This window comes from Streptomyces sp. NPDC079141, assembly GCF_040686775.1.
Classification (GTDB): Bacteria; Actinomycetota; Actinomycetes; order Streptomycetales; family Streptomycetaceae; genus Streptomyces.
The window spans coordinates 79,655-96,263 of sequence record NZ_JBFBLP010000022.1 but is presented as its reverse complement, the minus strand read 5'-3'; the positions used below and the strand labels follow the sequence as shown (position 1 = coordinate 96,263).

Here is a 16,609-nt window from a genome sequence, read left to right as displayed (position 1 = left end):
CGGTTTCCCCGGCCTGTGAGCGCATACACAGGCAATCCATCTCAGGGGTGGTTAGCATGACTGGGTTGACGAAACCGACGGACGGGGGCTTTCACTCCATGGGACGTGGTTCCTCCGGGCTGCGACGCCTTGCGCACGAGGCCGCCAAGTTCGGCGCCGTCGGCGGTGCCGGGCTGCTGGTCAACCTCGGTGTCTTCAACCTGGTCCGGCACACGACCGACCTCCAGGTGGTGCGGGCGAGCGTCATCGCGACGGTGGTCGCCATCGCCTTCAACTACGTCGGGTTCCGTTACTTCACCTACCGTGACCGCGACAAGAGCGGCCGCACCAAGGAACTCACGCTGTTCCTGCTGTTCAGCGTGGTCGGCCTGGTGATCGAGAACGGCGTGCTCTACACGGCGACGTACGGCTTCGGCTGGGACAGCCCGCTGCAGAGCAACATCTTCAAGTTCCTCGGCATCGGCGTCGCGACCCTGTTCCGCTTCTGGTCGTACCGGACGTGGGTGTTCAAGGCGCTGCCCGCCCGCACGACGGTGGCGAGCGCGGAATCGTTCCTCAAGGAGGAGCGGAAGCGGGCCCAGCCCGCACATCGCTAAGGCCTAGCGAACCGTCGGCTCCGACTCCCCCACCCGCTTCGCGGGCGTGCGCGACAGGAACAGTCCGAACACCGGCGGCGAGGCCTGGAGCATCTCCAGCCGTCCTCCGTCGGCCTCCGCGAGGTCCCGTGCCACCGCCAGGCCGATCCCCGTCGAGTTCCGCCCGCTGATCGCCCGCTCGAAGATCCGCGCCCCGAGGTCGGCCGGCACCCCGGGCCCCTCGTCGGTGACCTCGATGACCGCCTGGTTCCCGGTGACCCGGGTGCGCAGCGCCACCGTGCCCCTGCCGTGCATGAGCGAGTTCTCGATCAGCGCGGCCAGCACCTGCGCGACCGCCCCCGGCGTTCCGACGGCCTGCAGATGCCGCTTCCCGGAGCTCACGATCGCCCGTCCCACGCTGCGGTAGGCCGGCCGCCACTCGGCGAGCTGCTGCTGGATGACCTCGTCGAGATCGAAGGTGACGGCGGAGCCGGTGCGCGGATCCCGCGAGTTCGTCAGCAGCCGCTCGACGACGTCCGTCAGCCGCTCCACCTGCGTGAGCGCGATCGTCGCCTCTTCCTTCACGGTGTCCGGATCGTCGGTGAGGGTGATCTCCTCCAGCCGCATGGACAGCGCGGTCAGCGGGGTGCGCAGCTGGTGCGAGGCGTCCGCGGCCAGCCGCCGCTCCGCCGTCAGCATGCGGCCGATCCGCTCGGCGCTCGCGTCCAGCACGTCCGCGACCCGGTCCAGCTCCTGGACGCCGTAGCGCTTGTGCCGCGGTCGCGGGTCGCCCGAGCCGAGGCGTTCGGCGGTCTCGGCGAGGTCGGTGAGCGGGGAGGCGAGCCGGTTGGCCTGGCGCACGGCGAGCAGCACCGCGGCGATCACCGCCAGCAGCGCCACCGCCCCGATGATCAGCAGGGTGCGGCCGACCTCGCGGGTCACCGTGGAGCGGGGCTCCTGGACGGTGACCGTCTCGCCCTCCTCGCCCTTGCGGCTGGCGCTGATGGTGTCACCGGTCGGCTTGGTGCCGATCTCGATGGGCCGCTTCCCGGGCACGCGGATCACGGCGTACCGGTCCTTGGGCACCTGGTCGCGGAGCATGTCCGCGGTGACGGCCCCGGTCGCGATCAGCCGGCTGTCCACGATGCTGGCCAGCCGGACCGCCTCGGAGTCCACCCGTTCCTGCGCGGTGGAGCTGATCGTGCGGGTCTCGACGATGACGAGGGAGACACCGAAGACGGCGATCACGACGAGCACGACGGCGAGGGTGGACTGGATCAGACGGCGGCGCATGGAACCGGGTTACTCAGCTCTTCTCGAAGCGGAAACCGACGCCGCGCACCGTGGCGATGTACCGGGGGTTCGCCGCGTCGTCACCGAGCTTCTTACGAAGCCACGAAATATGCATGTCCAGGGTCTTGGTCGACGACCACCAGGTCGTGTCCCAGACCTCCCGCATCAGCTGGTCCCGGGTGACCACCCGCCCGGCGTCCCGCACGAGAACCCGCAGCAGGTCGAACTCCTTGGCCGTGAGCTGAAGCTCCTCGTCCCCCATCCACGCCCGGTGCGACTCGACGTCGATCCGCACCCCGTGCGTGGCCGGCGGCTGCTGGGGCTCGGCGGCACCGCGCCGCAGCAGCGCCCGCACCCGCGCCAGCAGCTCGGCAAGACGGAACGGCTTGGTGACGTAGTCGTCGGCGCCCGCGTCGAGCCCCACGACGGTGTCCACCTCGTCGGCGCGCGCGGTCAGGATGAGGATCGGCACGCTGTGGCCGTCGGCCCGCAGCCGGCGTGCCACCTCCAGGCCGTCCATGCCGGGCAGGCCGAGGTCCAGCACGACCAGGTCGACGCCGCCCTGCATTCCTGCGTCGAGCGCGGTGGGTCCGTCCTCACGTACCTCGACCTCGTACCCTTCCCGGCGCAGTGCACGGGCCAGCGGCTCCGAGATGGACGCGTCGTCCTCGGCGAGCAGTACACGGGTCATGAGCAGATGGTAGTCCGCCCATGACAAGAGCCGGGGTGTGATCGACGACGGTGGCTCTTACCTCACGGTCACCGGCCTCTTACCGTTGTACAAACCTATGTGCGTGGGATGAGATCCTGAGGGAGACCTTCGAATCAGCGCCCACGGTTCCCTCTTAACCTGTGATCCATGTCTCAAGTCCTTCCATATCCGGCAGTGTCCTGCCGTATGGTGACTGAACGCCTGTAGCACCGCGGGGACCTTCGGCAACGCTTTTCACGCTGAAGGTCTCTTTTGTGTGCGGGCTGGTCTCCGCCAGCCTTTGAAAGGAATGACCTGTGGCCGGGCCTCGTAGCGCATCGTCGCGCGCAGAGGCGTGGATCCCGGTGGTCGGCGTCCACCGCTCCGAGACCCGGAGCGGACTCCCCTGGGCGTGGGGTGGACATGACCGACATCGCCGGTGCCGGCCGCCCCCACCGGGCGCGCAACGCTCCAGCAGCGCGTCCCGATCAGCAAGGAACGACCCATGGCGTCCAGCCTGACGAAGGACTCGGTCACTCCGGGCACCCCCGGTTCCGAGAAGACCTTCTTCGGCCACCCCCGCGGCCTGGCCACCCTGTTCATGACCGAGATGTGGGAGCGCTTCTCCTACTACGGCATGCGGGCCCTTCTTGTCCTGTACCTGGTCTCCGGCGGCGCCGATGCCGCGACCGGCAGCCAGGGCGGCGGCCTCGCGATGTCCGCGGCCACGGCCACGGCCATCTACTCCGTCTACGTCTCCATGGTCTATCTGATGGCCATGCCCGGCGGCTGGTTCGGAGACCGCGTCTGGGGCGCTCGCAAGACCGTCGCCATCGCCGGTTTCGTGATCATGCTGGGTCACGTCTCGCTGGCCATCCCGGGTTCGGCGATGTTCTTCGTGGGCCTCGCCCTCGTCGCCGTCGGCTCCGGTCTGCTGAAGGCCAACATCTCCACGATGGTCGGCCACCTCTACGACGGCCCGGACGACCCGCGCCGCGACGGTGGCTTCACGCTCTTCTACATCGGCATCAACCTCGGTGCCTTCGCCGCCCCGCTGATCATCGGCACCGTCGGTGAGAAGCACAACTGGCACCTCGGCTTCCTGCTCGCCGCGGTCGGCATGGCGCTGGGTCTGGCCCAGTTCATGATCGGCACGCGCAACCTGAGCCCGAAGAGCAGCGTCGTCCCGAACCCGCTGAGCCCGGACGAGCGCAAGGCCGTCCTGGTCAAGGTCGTCGTGGCCGCCGCGGTCATCGCCGCCTTCTACGGCGGTGTCGTCGCCCTCGGCGTCTACACGCTGAAGTGGGCGCTGGTCCCGATCACCCTCGCCGGCCTGATCATCCCGGTCGCCGTGCTGGTGCGCATGAAGCGCGACAAGGACCTGAACGAGACCGAGCAGTCGAAGGTCTCCGGCTACATCTGGTTCTTCGTGGCCGCCGCCGTCTTCTGGATGATCTACGACCAGGGCGGCTCGACCCTGTCGCTGTTCGCCGACGGCAAGACCTCGGACACCCTGTTCGGGATGGACTTCCCGGCGACCTGGTACCAGTCGCTGAACCCGCTGTTCGTCATGGCGCTGGCCCCGGTCTTCGCCTGGCTGTGGTTGTGGCTGGCCCGCAAGAACCAGGAACCGAACACCATCGTGAAGTTCGCGATGGCCCTGCTCGGCATCGGTGCGTCCTTCTTCCTGTTCCTGCTGCCGATCGGCCTCGCCTCGGACGGTACCTTGGTCAGCCCGATGTGGCTGGTCAGCATCTACATGGTGCAGACGATCGCGGAGCTGTGCCTGTCGCCGGTGGGTCTGTCGGTCACCACGAAGATGGCGCCGCAGAAGTACTCCTCGCAGATGCTCGGTGTGTGGTTCCTCGCCGTCACCGCGGGTGACTGCACCACCGGCCTGCTCGGCCTCGCCGAGGTCGACCTGAACGGCACGGGGATCATCGCCCTCCAGGCCGGACTGGCCGTTCTCGCCGGTGTCGCGGTGTGGATGTACCGCAAGAAGGTCCAGCAGCTCATGGGCGACGTTCACTAGCGTTGGCCTGAGCCCGACGGGGCCGCTGCGATCCGCTTGGGTCGCGGCGGCCCCGCTGCTTTGTCAGCGCGCCCTGCGTCCCGGCAGGAACGTGAAGATCGCGCCACCGAGCAGCACCGCCGTGCCCGCCACCAGGCCCAGCGCCTTCAGTGCGCCGTCGTCCTCCGCGCCCGTCGCGGCCAGGCCGCCGTCGGTCGAGGAGCCGCCGCCGCCCGAGGTCGAGGCCGAGCCGCCCGCCGCGCCGCCTTCCTGCTCGGTGGTGTCCAGGGTCAGGGAGACCTCGGACTTCGTCGGGGTGCAGGTCGTCGTCGTACCGAGGGCCTTGATGGTGAGGACGCCCGGGGAGAGCGTCGACTCGCCGCTCGCGCCCGGCTTGTAGGTGCCGGTGAGGTCGGGGATCTCGATCGGCTCACCCGCCTTGATGTCCTCGGAGTTGGTCGGGCCCTCCACATGGACCGTGCCCTTGTCGGCGCCGCCCAGGACCACCTCCATCGACGGTTTGACCGAGTCCTTGGGGATGTCGGCCGGGCTGTCCATCACCGACTTCTTGAACCGGACCGTGAGGTCGAAGCTCCCGCCGTTCTTCTTCGCGTCGATCTGGACCGGCGAGGTCGCGTTCTTGTCGCCGATGGGCGTCTTGCACGCGTACGGGACCTGGACCTCCTTGCCGGTGAAGTCGGTCCGACCGCCGCCGTCGCTCCCACTGGGACTCGGACTGGGGGACGGTGAATTCGAGGGGGGCGGTGAACTCCCCTCCCCCGCCGCGACGTTGATCGTCGCCGCCGGCTGCACCGCCTCCTGAGGCGTGCATTTCGTGTCCGTCGACATGGCGTTGATCGTGTACGCGTCCGGCGTCAGCGTCACCTCGCCCGGCGCCGTCAGCTTCAGGGTGCCCTTCATGTCGGACAGCACCATGTCGCCGCCCTTGGGGATGGCCGGGTTCTCCCGCGGTCCCTGCATCGCGAGGTCGGCAGTCTGCGCACCGGCCGCCTTCAGGGTGCCGCTGGGCTGCACCGAGTTGGCGGGCAGGTCGATCAGATCGGGGTTCTTGGAGGCGGCCTGGACGAACTTCCACACCACCTCGATCTCGTCGCCCACCTTCGCCGTGGCCGGCGCGGTGATCTCCACCTTCGTGGTGCCCTGCACCGGCGGCAGCCCGGAGACGGAGGGCGGCACGCACTCGGTCGCGTACGCCGTCTCCGCCGCGCGGGCCGGGCCGGCGGTGGCCAGGCCCAGCGCAACGGCGGCCGCGACGACCGGTATGACTCTCCTGCGCTTGCTCACGTGGTTCCCTTCCCTGTGGGGGTCGTGGGGCTGTCGTCGTGCGGTGCGGAGAGTCGACCGGCCGGGTCCGGACCGGAGTCCGGGGTGAACCACGGCAGGGCCGAAGAAGAGGGCGCGGCATGCGCGCGCTCCGGGGCGTGCCTCAACCCCGGCAGACGCAGGGCCAGTTCGGGCAGGCGCAGCCCGCGCCGGCGGACGTGCGGCCGGGGCCGTACGCGGTCCACCACGGCCATTCCGGCGCGGAACAGCGCGGCTGGCACGACCAGGCAGACCAGGATCCAGAACAGGGTCACACCCCAGGGCCGGCCCACGCCCCAGGGCTGTTCGGCCATCACCTTCCCGCCGTACTTCAGCGAGACGGTGTAGTCGCCGTGCGCGCCGCCGGTCAGCTCGACGGGCAGTTCGATCCGAGCCTTGCCGCCGGGCCGGATCGTGCCGCGCCACTGCTGCTCCTGCCACTCGGGGGCGAACACGCCGTGGGAGGTGCCGACCTGGAAGACGGGGTTCTTGACGGCCGAGGTGCCGACGTTGCCGACGGTGAAGACGAGGGTGCGGGCGGGCGGGGCGCCGAACCAGGTCAGCAGCCCGCCGGAGCCGTCGAGGCGGGTGTCGGTGAGGACGGACAGCCGGCCGCCGGACGCGTCCGCGGGCAGCGGTTCTACGGCATGCCCGGCCACCTGGAAGATCGCGTCGGCCTCGGCCTTCGCGCCCTGCACCGTGGCGACGTGCACCACGCACGGGCACGGCACCGGCGGCTCGGCCACCGGCAGCTTCCGGCTGAACCGGCCCTCGGCGTCGGTGGTCACGGCCCGCCCGTCGGAGTTGGCGCAGGAGTTGGTGCCGCCGGTCACGCCCGTCGAGGGCACCGACTGCCCGCAGACGAGGATCATCAGCAGCGCGCGGGGCCGCCAGCCGCTCCCGGTCACGGTGATCGAACCACCGGTCCCCGCCTGCGACTTGGACAGCTTCACCACGGGCGGATCCGCGGCGGAGGCAGGCGCCACCGGCGCCAGGGACAGCACCAACAGCAACAGGGTGAGCAGCGCCGAGGTCCGCACCTTGCCGTTCACTTCACCGCTCCCGTCAACTCGACGTGCGCATACGGTCGTTCGCCGCTACGGCGCCCACGCCGCCGTACGACGAACAAGGCGCCGATCACCGCGGTCCCCACGCCCGTCACCGGGCCCCACGGCACGGCCCCGGACGAGGTCCGCGCCGTGTCCCGGGCGCCTCCCGGGGCGGTCACCGTCAGCCGGACGTCCACCGCGTCCAGGGCGGGCCGGTCCGGCCAGGGCTCGGCGAGCTTCACGCGCCGGCCCGGGGGCAGCTCGACGGGGAGGGTGCGGGGGGCGCGGTCCAGGACACGGCCGAAGAGACCGTCGGCACGTACGGCGAGCCGGGGGACGAGGGTCGTCGTACCGCGGTTGACGATCTCGTACGCGATGCGGTCACCGCGGACGGCAACATGCTCGACGGTCAGGGCGGCCAACTCCGGGATGCGGACGCGCAGATGGAGGTGCACGGCCCCGGACCGGCCGTCGGATCCCTTCGCCACGATCCGGGCCGACCGGTCGCGGTCCGGGACGGTCACCGTGAAGGGGACCTCCGCACGGGTGCGGGCCGGGACGCGGACTTCGGTGCGGGCGAAGGCGACGGCGGCGCCGGTGGCCGTGAGCCGTACGGTGACCGGCTCCCCGCCGCGATTGGCCACGGACACCGTGTCCTGAAGGACAGCCCCCGGCGCGCCCTCGGCATAGAAGGAGGGCCGCCCGCCGCCGGAGGGCGCGACCGACCACCCCTCGGCCGCGGTGGCAGTGGGGGCGGCCACCGCGAGGACGAGGAGGGACAGCCACAGAGCACGAACGGCCGACGGCATGGGCGGCTCCAGCGGTAGAAACGGTTCAGCAGCGCGCCCGTCAGGGGCGCGGGGCTGTGTCAATATGCGGCTCCGCCGCGCGGGCGCGACCAGCCACAATCCAGCCGCAGCCGAAGGACGACCTACCGCACCGTCTGATTCCTCCGCGTAAGCCAGAGCGCCCCCGCCGCCCCCACCAGCAGCACGGTCCCGCCAAGCGTGCCGAGGGCGATCGCCGAGTCCTCGGGCCCGGTCTGCGGCAGCTCGGAACCGGAGTCGCTGCCGCTCTGCGTTCCACCGGCGGCGCCACCCGCGGCCTTGACGTCGAGGGTCAGCGACGGCCCGGGGCTGTTGGACGGCGTGCACGTCGTCGTCGTACCGAGCGCCTTGATGGTCAGCACACCCGCCGTGAAGGTGACCTTGCCGGACTTCTTCGGCGTGTACGTGCCGGTCAGATCGTTGATCTTGATCGGGGTATTGGCGGGAATCGCCGCCTGGTTGGCCGGCCCGGTGACGTTCAGCGTGCCACTGTCGGCGCCGCCGATCCTGACCGTGGCACTGGGGCTCATCGCGCCCTTGCCGAGTTCGACCGGGCTGGAGGAGACGCCCTTCTGCCAGGACATGGTGATCTTGTAGCCGTTGCCGCTCTCGACACCCTTGATGTCGATGGGCGAGACGGCGCTCTTGTCGCCGATCGGCGTCTTGCACTGGTAGTTGACGTCGACGACCTCGGCCCGGGCTGCGGGGGCGGCCATCAGCACCGCCGAGCCGGCCAGGGCCGCGACGGACGCGAGCGCGGCGGTTCGTTTCCGGTACGACACGGTTTCCGCTCCCTCTCCTCTTCGAACCGAGGTTCTCCTGAGGTTTCCTGACGGCACATCAGATCGGCCGTCAAGGTACGCCCGGCATCGAGAGGAGGGAAGACACGATGCGCGCCGGAGTTGTGACGATCCGGCGCGCACGAAGAGGGGTTCGAGTGGAGGGGTGACCCTGGGTAACCCCAAGGGCAGGGCTCAGGCGGGTGCGCCCAGCTCCGCCCACACCGTCTTGCCGGTGACCCCGGGGGTCCGTACGACCCCCCAGTCCAGACAGAGCCGCTGGACGATGAACATGCCGTGCCCGCCGGGGCGGCCCGCGCGGTGCGGGGTACGGGGGGCCGGCTGGCCGGTGCCGCGGTCGGAGACCTCCAGGCGGATCACCTTGTCGTCGCAGCCGATCCAGAGCTCGTCCGGCCCCTCGGCATGCAGACAGGCGTTGGTGACCAGTTCGGAGACGACGAGGAGGACGTCCTCGGCGGCGGCCCGCTGGTCGGCGGTGGCGGCGGGCAGCCAGCCCCACGCGTACAGCGCCTGCCGGGCGAAGTCACGGGCGAGCGGTACGACACCGCTCTGGCCGTCGAGACGCAGCCGGCGAACCTGCCGGCCGCCCGTCGGCGACCCGGACGGCGCGGCCGTGCCCCCGTCGGAGACCCCGGCCGCCGGCGCGTCCTTCTCGGACGCCCCCGTCGGCGGCACATCCCCCCCGGACGCCCCGGAAGCGCCGCTGGGCTCCGGGCCGCGATCGCCCGGCGAGTAGGGCCGGGTGGTGCTCATCAGCGCTTCACCTCACCGATTCACCAGTTCAACGATTCAGAAGTCAGTCGGTCAGTCAGTCATCCGGTCGGTCGACCGGCCGTCGGCCGGTCGCGCCTTCCGGTTCAGTTCGGTCGGTCCAGTGCACGATGCCGGCGTGCGGTCGGCACGCGGTCGGCACGCGATCCGTCGGTCCACGCAGCTCCCGCCGCCGCGTCGGCCGACCTGTTCAGGGTGTCTCCTGCCCGAGCGAACCGACGGAACACCCCCGTATTCGGCACGAATCACGTGACGCCCGGAAAGTGCTGGTCCTCGCGGGACACCGGGGGCGAGGTCGACAGCCACCCGGCCGCTCAGCCGGTCTCGTCGGCCAGGGCTGAGGCGAGGCTGTCATGAACGGTGAAGACCGCATCCGCCCCGGTGATCTCGAAGACGCGCGCCACCACGGGCTGCATTGCGGCGAGGTGCACCCCGCCCCCGGCGGCCTCCGCCTTCAGGCGGGCTCCGAGCAGAACATTGAGCCCCGTGGAGTCACAGAACTCCAGCCGCGAGCAGTCGACGACCAGCCGACTGAACCCCTTGTCAAGGCAGTCCTCAAGTGGCTCTCGCAACAAATCGGCGGTGTGGTGATCCAACTCACCCGCCGGGGTCACGACGGCACTGGAGCCCTCTTCCCGCACCTCCACCAGAAGTCGGCCAGACTGTGCGCTACCGACCGTCCCGCGGTCCATGCCGTCTCTCACTCCCGACGTCGTGGCTGCTGACTGACGCCCTCGAACACTACGCCTTCCCTACGCCCTCCGACACCCGAACATCCACGCAGAATCGGACATTTCACCACAGAACGCACTTGCGGTGATCTCGGGAAAGCGGGTAGGGCTAGTAGAGACACGTAACCGACACGGCCGGCTTTGGAGGCGCCGCACACCGCAGTGCACGCACTGGCTTCGGCAGCCATATGCCGAGAACGATGGAGGACATCATGTCACCCCGGATCGACGCACCGCATACCCACGAGGCGACGTCGACCTCCCCGCCGGAACAGCTGGATCCCATCGAGCAGGACGACGTACTCGCCGGACTACCGGAGATACCCCCCTACGACGAGGTGGGGCCGGTGGACGCACGGGCCCTGTCCAAGACCCTCTTCGAGCGGCTGGAATCGCTGGAGGAAGGGACCCACGAGTACTCCTACGTCCGCAACACGCTCGTCGAACTCAACCTCGCCCTGGTCAAGTTCGCCGCCTCCCGCTTCCGCTCGCGCAGCGAGCCCATGGAGGACATCGTCCAGGTCGGCACCATCGGCCTGATCAAGGCGATCGACCGCTTCGAGCTCAGCCGCGGCGTCGAGTTCCCCACCTTCGCGATGCCCACCATCGTGGGCGAGATCAAGCGGTTCTTCCGGGACACCTCGTGGTCCGTGCGCGTACCGCGCCGACTCCAGGAACTCCGGCTCGACCTGGCCAAGGCCGGTGACGAGCTGGCGCAGCAGCTCGACCGCGCCCCGACGGTGGCCGAACTGGCCGAGCGGCTCGGTCTGTCCAACGACGAGGTCGTGGAAGGCATGGCCGCGTCGAACGCGTACACCGCCTCCTCGCTGGACGCCCAGCCCGAGGAGGACGACGCCGAGGGCGCGCTGGCCGACCGCATCGGCTACGAGGACCACGGACTCGAAGGCATCGAGTACGTCGAGTCGTTGAAGCCGCTGATCGCCGAACTCCCGCCCCGGGACCGGAAGATCCTCTCCCTGCGCTTCGTCGCGGGCATGACCCAGTCGGAGATCGGCGAGGAACTCGGCATCTCCCAGATGCACGTGTCACGTCTGCTGTCACGGACGCTGGTGCGACTGCGCAGGGGTCTGACCGTCGAGGAGTAGACGGGTCCTGGTCCTCGGCCGGTTCGCGGACGGTTGCCCACCCGGTTCACGGGTTACCCACAGAAACCCTTTCCCCTTCGGTCCCCTTCCTCCACTATGAGCCGTCATACCCGCCGGTAGGCATGCACTCCGGCGGGTATTGACGGCTGCAGGGAGGCAGGTTGATGGCGCAGGCCGACGACAGGGACGCACGGCTCACGGAACTGCTGCGCGCCGACTCCGCCACCGCGTACGCGGCGCTCCAGGAACTCCGCGCCCGCCATCTGCCGGCCGTGCTCGCGTATGCCCGGCTGTGCACCACCAGCGACTCCGTGGCACGGCAGTTGGCGGCGCAGACCTTCACTCTCGCGGCCCGCGAGACGGCCCGCGGCATCGACCCCGGCGAACCCTGGCGGCACCGACTCCTGCTGCTGAGCGGGCGGTTGGCCGGGCAGTGGTCGGCGGGCGAGCGTGCGGCGGGCCTCGACCCGGGCCTGCTGCTGGTCCTGAACTCCTCGGGCCCCGGCGGCCCCGTCCCGCCCATGCTCCCGGCCTTCCGCTCCCTGCCCGCCCGCGTCCAGGGCCTGATCTGGTACGCGGCCGTCGAGCGCGAGCCCGACGCGACGACCGCCCGTTTCCTCGGCGTCACGCGCGAGGACGTGACGTACGGGACGGCCGCGGCGGTCCAGCAGCTGGGCCGGGCCTGTCTGCGCGCCCGTCTCACCGCCTCCGACGACCCCGACTGCCGCGACTTCGACCGCCTCATCGAGGAGTCCGTACGGCCGGACAGCCCCCGGGGCAGTGCCGACCTGTACGCGCACATGGCGCACTGCGCGACCTGCACCGCCGCGCACGAGGAACTGTCCGCCCTGCGCGACGACCCGCGCCGGACACTGGGCGAGGGCCTGCTGTCCTGGGCGGGGACCGCCTACGTCATGGACGACCCCGCTCCACCGGCCCCGGAGGTCAGCGGCGGCACATGGCCGCTGTCCCGGCGCCTGGCGCTGGTCTCGGCCGCGCTCGGGGTGGCTCTGGCGCCGCTGCTGCTCTTCCTGCTGACCCAGGGCGGCTCCGCCACGGGCGGCCAGGACCCGGTGAGCGCGGTGGACAGCCCGACGGGCCCGCCGCCGCCTCCGGTGACGGTGACGGCGACCGTCTCGGCCACGCCGTCCACCAAGTCGCCTTCTCCCACGAAGAGTTCAAAGCCACCGACGACGGCCCGCCCGAAACCGTCGTCCCCTTCCCCCTCACCGACGCCGACGCACTACCCGCCCGGCGACCGGTACGCCCAGGTCGTGAACGTCGCCTCGGGCCGGTGCCTGGACGTCGTCGACGGCTTCGACAAGGGCGTCGACGTCGTCACCGCCCCCTGCACCGGCTCCCCCACCCAGCGCTGGCGGGCCGACGTCGCACGCGGCGTCCTGCAGTCCGCGGCCGACCCCGACTACTGCCTCGACAGCCGCGGCGCCACGGACCGGGGCGTCGGAATCTGGCCCTGCTCCTCGGTCGACGGCCGCAACGGCCAAAACCTCAGATTCGCCGTCGACGCCGCCGGCCTCATCCGCCCAGCCATCGCCCCGGACCACGCGGTGACCCCGGACGGGGACAACTCCGTACAACTGGAACCCGCAACCGGGGAGACCGGGCAGAGGTGGCGGGCGGGGGCGACTTGAGCAGCCACCGACGCCGCCTGCTCAGACAACCCGTACGCCGCCCCGCCACACCCCGCTGACCAGCGGCACGCCCGGCCGGTAGGCCAGGTGGACATGGCTCGGGGCGTCGAGGATGGTGAGGTCGGCGCGGGCGCCGGGGACGAGACGGCCGATGTCCGTGCGGCGCAGCGCCCGCGCCCCACCCGCCGTGGCCGCCCAGACCGCCTCGTCCGGCGTCATCCCCATGTCCCGCACCGCAAGCGCGATGCAGAACGGCACGGACGAGGTGAACGACGAGCCGGGGTTGCAGTCGGTGGACAGCGCCACGGTGACACCCGCGTCGAGGAGACGACGGGCGTCCGGCCACTCGGCACGGGTCGAGAACTCGGCGCCGGGCAGAAGCGTGGCGACGGTGTTCCCACCGGCAAGCGCGTCCACGTCCGCGTCGGTGAGATGGGTGCAGTGGTCGGCACTGGCGGCGTCCAGCTCGACGGCCAACTGCACGCCGGGACCGTAGGAGAGCTGGTTGGCATGGATACGCGGGGTGAGCCCCTTGGCCTTGCCCGCGGTGAGGATCGCACGGGCCTGGTCGCCGTCGAACGCGCCCTTCTCGCAGAAGACGTCGATCCAACGGGCGTACGGCGCGCAGGCGTCGAGCATCTCGCCGGTGACGAGGGCGACATAGCCGGCCGGGTCGTCGGCGAAGTCGGGGGACACGATGTGGGCGCCGAGGTAGGTGACCTCGTCGGTGTGCGCGGCGGCGATACGCAGGGCACGGGCCTCGTCGGCGACGGTCAGGCCGTAGCCGGACTTGGTCTCGAACGTGGTCGTGCCCTGGCGCAGGGCCTCGGCGAGATAACGGGTGAGGTTGGTTTCGAGTTCCTCGTCGCTCGCGGCGCGTGTGGCGGCGACGGTCGTGCGGATGCCGCCCGCCGTGTAACCGCGCCCTGACATGCGCGCGTTGAACTCCTGGGTCCGGTCGCCCGCGAAGACCAGGTGCGAGTGGGAGTCGACGAAGCCGGGCAGGACCGCCCGGCCGCCCGCGTCGACCCGATTGTCAGTGGCGGGTGCTTTGCTTGATTCACCGGTCCACACGACACGGTCGCCGTCCATGACGACGGCCGCGTCCTGGATCAGACCGAGAGGGGAGTTGTCACCGAGGGAGGGGTCGTTGGTGACCAGCGTGGCGATGTTGGTGATGGCAGTGCTGCTCATGGCGTCCTCGTGGGTGGTCGTCAGGCGCGGAGGGCTTCGACTGCCCGCGCGAGGGCTTGCGGCGCATCGGGGACCAGCGTGTGCGCCCCGTCGCGTACGACATGCCGTCCTGCCACGATCGTGTGCCGTACGTCCGCTGCTGTCGCGGCGAATACGGCGGTCTCGGCGCCGAGCCTGGGCAGCGGCCCCGCTGTCCTGACCGAGTCCAGCGCGATCGTGGTGAGGTCGGCGAGCGCGCCTGCCTCGATGGTGCCCGCCTCGTCCCAGCCGAGGGCCGCATGGCCGTCGGCGGAGGCGGCACGCAGCAGCGCGGCGGCCGTCCAGTGGCCGCGGGTGCGGGTGCGCAGCCGCTCGTTCAGCTCCATCGCGCGTGCCTCTTCGAGCAGGTCGACGACGGCATGGCTGTCGGAGCCGAGGGAGAGCGGGGAGCCCGCCCGCTGAAGGGCGACCGCGGGCCCGATGCCGTCCGCGAGGTCCCGCTCGGTCGTCGGGCACATGCAGGTGCCGGTGCCGCTGCCGCCGATCAGGGCGATGTCCTCGCCGGTGAGGTGCGTGTTGTGGACGCCGGTGGTGCGCGGCCCGAGGACACCGTGCTCGGCGAGGAGCTGCGTGGGCGTGCAGCCGTGCGTCTCCTGGCAGGCGTCGTTCTCGGCGGTCTGCTCGGACAGATGCACATGCAGCGGGGCCCGCCGCTCCTGGGCCCACCGCGCCACGGTCGCCAACTGGTCGGCGGGCACGGCCCGTACGGAGTGGATCGCCGCCCCGATCCGTGCGTGATCCCGTTCCTTGAGAACTGAACAGCGTTCGGCCCAGGCCTCCGCGCTGCCGTCGGAGAAGCGGAGCTGATGGGTGTTGGGCGGCTGTCCGAAGCCGGCGGACAGATAGCAGGTGTCGAGAAGGGAGATACGGATGCCGGCGTCGGCGGCGGCCGCGATCAGCGCCTCGCCCATCGCGTTCGGGTCGGCGTACGGGGTGCCGCCGGGAGCGTGGTGGACGTAGTGGAACTCGCCGACGGCCGTGATCCCGGCGAGGGCCATTTCGGCGTAGGCGGCCCGGGCGAGGGCGTGGTAGGTGTCCGGAGTGAGCCGGTCGGCCGTGGCGTACATGACCTCGCGCCAGGTCCAGAAGGTTCCGGAGCCGACCTGGACCGTGCCGCGCAGGGCCCGGTGGAAGGCGTGCGAGTGGGCGTTGGCCAGGCCCGGGAGGGTCAGCCCGCGAAGGATTTCGGCGCCCGGCGGCGGAGTGCCCACGCCGGTGCGGACGGCCGCGATACGGCCGTCGGTGACGTCGAGTGCCACGCCCGGCTCGACGTGGGTGTCGAGCCAGGCGTGCTCCAGCCAGTACGTCTGCGTCACGTGCAGGCCAGTCCTTCCAGTACGTCGGCGAGTGCGAGGACACCGGCCGTGCAGTCGTCCTCGGCCGCGAACTCGGCCGGGGAGTGCGAGACGCCGGTGGGGTTGCGCACGAACAGCATGGCGGTCGGGATCGTCCCGGAGAGGATCCCGGCGTCGTGTCCGGCGCCGGTCCCCAGGACGGGCACCGTCAGGTCGGTGTCCTTGCCCAGGATCCGGGCCAGCTCGTCGCGCAGGGCGTGGTCGAACTCGACGACCGGCGTGAAGGACTCACGGACGACGTCGAGGTCGACGCCGTGCGCGTCGGCGTACTCCCGGGCGGCCTTCTCCACGCCGTTCACCACGGCGTCGAGGCTCGCCTGGTCGGCGGCACGGGAGTCGAGCCAGCCGCGGACGAGGGACGGGATGGCGTTGACGCCGTTCGGCTCGACGGCGATCTTCCCGAAGGTGGCGACGGCACCGGCGAGTTCGGCCTCCCGGCGGGCGGCGAGCACGGTCTCGGCGTACGACAGCATGGGGTCGCGCCGGTCCACCAGCCGTGTCGTCCCCGCGTGGTTGGCCTCACCGCGGAAGTCGAACCGCCACCGCCCGTGCGGCCAGATGGCGCTGGCGACGCCGACACGGTCGCCGGACAGGTCCAGCGCCCGGCCCTGCTCGACGTGCAGCTCGACGAAGGCACCGATGCGGGCGAGCCGCTCCGGGTCCGGCCCGATGGCGTCGGGGTCGTACCCGGCGGCCTCCATGGCACGGGGGAGGCTGATCCCGTCCCCGTCGGTCAGCTTGTGCGCGTTGTCGACGGTGAGCTGCCCGGCGGTGAGGCGGGAGCCGACACAGGCGAGCCCGAAGCGGGCGCCTTCTTCGTCACCGAAGTTGACGAGGGCGAGGGGCCTGGTGAACGTGGCCCGGCGGGTGCGCAGTTCGTCCAGCGCGGCGAAGGAGGACACGACCCCGAGTGGCCCGTCGAAGGCCCCTCCGTCCGGCACGGAGTCGAGGTGCGACCCGGTGACGACGGCGTCCCCGGCGGCCGGGTCCCCGAGCCAGGCCCACTGGTTGCCGTTCCGGTCGACCTCGTACACCAGCCCCCGCGCCTCGGCCTGCGCCCGGAACCAGGCCCGGCACTCGACATCGGCACCGGTCCAGGCAAACCGCCGGTAGCCACGGGATCCGGCGTGCCGGCCGATGGGAAGCAGCTCACGCCACATCTCGTGGAAGGAACCGCCGCCCGGGCCGGGGG

Annotated in this window: 15 protein-coding genes; 4 read left to right on the top strand and 11 right to left on the bottom strand. The window is 71.0% G+C overall.

The window, feature by feature from the left end; genetic code table 11:
• Positions 1–98 precede the first annotated feature (98 nt).
• Entirely contained in the window at positions 99–596 is a 498-nt protein-coding gene (locus AB0Q90_RS37835; RefSeq protein ID WP_363164914.1) for a GtrA family protein, read from the top strand.
• Between the two features lie 3 nt (positions 597–599).
• On the opposite strand, the gene AB0Q90_RS37830 is transcribed toward AB0Q90_RS37835, so the two are convergent.
• Together AB0Q90_RS37830 and AB0Q90_RS37825 are read right to left on the bottom strand one after the other, a co-directional pair.
• Positions 600–1,868, bottom strand: a complete 1,269-nt coding sequence (locus AB0Q90_RS37830) for an ATP-binding protein (RefSeq protein ID WP_363164913.1) — start codon at positions 1,866–1,868, stop codon at positions 600–602.
• A gap of 13 nt (positions 1,869–1,881) precedes the next feature.
• Positions 1,882–2,559 (bottom strand): response regulator transcription factor, encoded by a 678-nt coding sequence (locus AB0Q90_RS37825; RefSeq protein ID WP_363164912.1) that lies wholly within the window; start codon positions 2,557–2,559, stop codon positions 1,882–1,884.
• A 505-nt stretch (positions 2,560–3,064) separates the two neighbouring features.
• Here AB0Q90_RS37825 and AB0Q90_RS37820 point away from each other — a divergent pair.
• A complete protein-coding gene (locus AB0Q90_RS37820) occupies positions 3,065–4,591 on the top strand; it encodes an oligopeptide:H+ symporter (protein WP_363164911.1) in 1,527 nt (508 codons plus the stop codon).
• Positions 4,592–4,654: 63 nt separating this feature from the next.
• On the opposite strand, the gene AB0Q90_RS37815 is transcribed toward AB0Q90_RS37820, so the two are convergent.
• From AB0Q90_RS37815 to AB0Q90_RS37790, 6 genes are all read right to left on the bottom strand, one after another.
• Positions 4,655–5,875 carry a hypothetical protein gene (locus AB0Q90_RS37815; protein WP_363164910.1) on the bottom strand — a complete coding sequence of 407 codons (1,221 nt, stop codon included), beginning with the start codon at positions 5,873–5,875 and terminating at the stop codon, positions 4,655–4,657.
• Positions 5,872–6,945: a hypothetical protein gene (locus AB0Q90_RS37810; RefSeq protein ID WP_363164909.1), complete on the bottom strand. Its 1,074-nt coding sequence runs from the start codon at positions 6,943–6,945 to the stop codon at positions 5,872–5,874. Before AB0Q90_RS37810 ends, AB0Q90_RS37815 begins: the two co-directional genes overlap by 4 nt.
• The gene (locus tag AB0Q90_RS37805) at positions 6,942–7,751 is read right to left on the bottom strand and encodes a hypothetical protein (RefSeq protein WP_363164908.1); all 810 of its coding nucleotides are present in this window, start codon (positions 7,749–7,751) and stop codon (positions 6,942–6,944) included. Before AB0Q90_RS37805 ends, AB0Q90_RS37810 begins: the two co-directional genes overlap by 4 nt.
• Positions 7,752–7,873: 122 nt before the next feature.
• Complete coding sequence (locus AB0Q90_RS37800) at positions 7,874–8,551, bottom strand: LPXTG cell wall anchor domain-containing protein (protein WP_363164907.1); 678 nt, start codon at positions 8,549–8,551, stop codon at positions 7,874–7,876.
• A 192-nt stretch (positions 8,552–8,743) separates the two neighbouring features.
• Positions 8,744–9,322: an ATP-binding protein gene (locus tag AB0Q90_RS37795; protein ID WP_363164906.1), complete on the bottom strand. Its 579-nt coding sequence runs from the start codon at positions 9,320–9,322 to the stop codon at positions 8,744–8,746.
• Positions 9,323–9,654: 332 nt separating this feature from the next.
• Positions 9,655–10,032, bottom strand: coding sequence for an STAS domain-containing protein (locus tag AB0Q90_RS37790; protein WP_363164905.1), 378 nt, complete (start codon positions 10,030–10,032; stop codon positions 9,655–9,657).
• A gap of 251 nt (positions 10,033–10,283) precedes the next feature.
• Between AB0Q90_RS37790 and AB0Q90_RS37785 the strand changes: the two genes are divergently transcribed.
• Entirely contained in the window at positions 10,284–11,177 is an 894-nt protein-coding gene (locus AB0Q90_RS37785; protein WP_363164904.1) for an RNA polymerase sigma factor SigF, read from the top strand.
• A 164-nt stretch (positions 11,178–11,341) separates the two neighbouring features.
• Positions 11,342–12,829, top strand: a complete 1,488-nt coding sequence (locus AB0Q90_RS37780) for an RICIN domain-containing protein (RefSeq protein ID WP_363164903.1) — start codon at positions 11,342–11,344, stop codon at positions 12,827–12,829.
• Between the two features lie 21 nt (positions 12,830–12,850).
• Here the strand turns inward: AB0Q90_RS37780 and hutI are convergent, their stop codons facing one another.
• The 3 genes from hutI to AB0Q90_RS37765 are packed head-to-tail and all read right to left on the bottom strand — an operon-like array spanning position 12,851 to position 16,577.
• Entirely contained in the window at positions 12,851–14,023 is a 1,173-nt protein-coding gene (hutI, locus tag AB0Q90_RS37775) for an imidazolonepropionase (protein ID WP_363164902.1), read from the bottom strand.
• A gap of 20 nt (positions 14,024–14,043) precedes the next feature.
• Positions 14,044–15,384, bottom strand: a complete 1,341-nt coding sequence (locus AB0Q90_RS37770; RefSeq protein ID WP_363164946.1) for a formimidoylglutamate deiminase — start codon at positions 15,382–15,384, stop codon at positions 14,044–14,046.
• Positions 15,375–16,577: an allantoate amidohydrolase gene (locus tag AB0Q90_RS37765; RefSeq protein ID WP_363164945.1), complete on the bottom strand. Its 1,203-nt coding sequence runs from the start codon at positions 16,575–16,577 to the stop codon at positions 15,375–15,377. The genes AB0Q90_RS37770 and AB0Q90_RS37765 overlap by 10 nt, the downstream gene beginning before the upstream one ends.
• Positions 16,578–16,609: the final 32 nt, after the last annotated feature.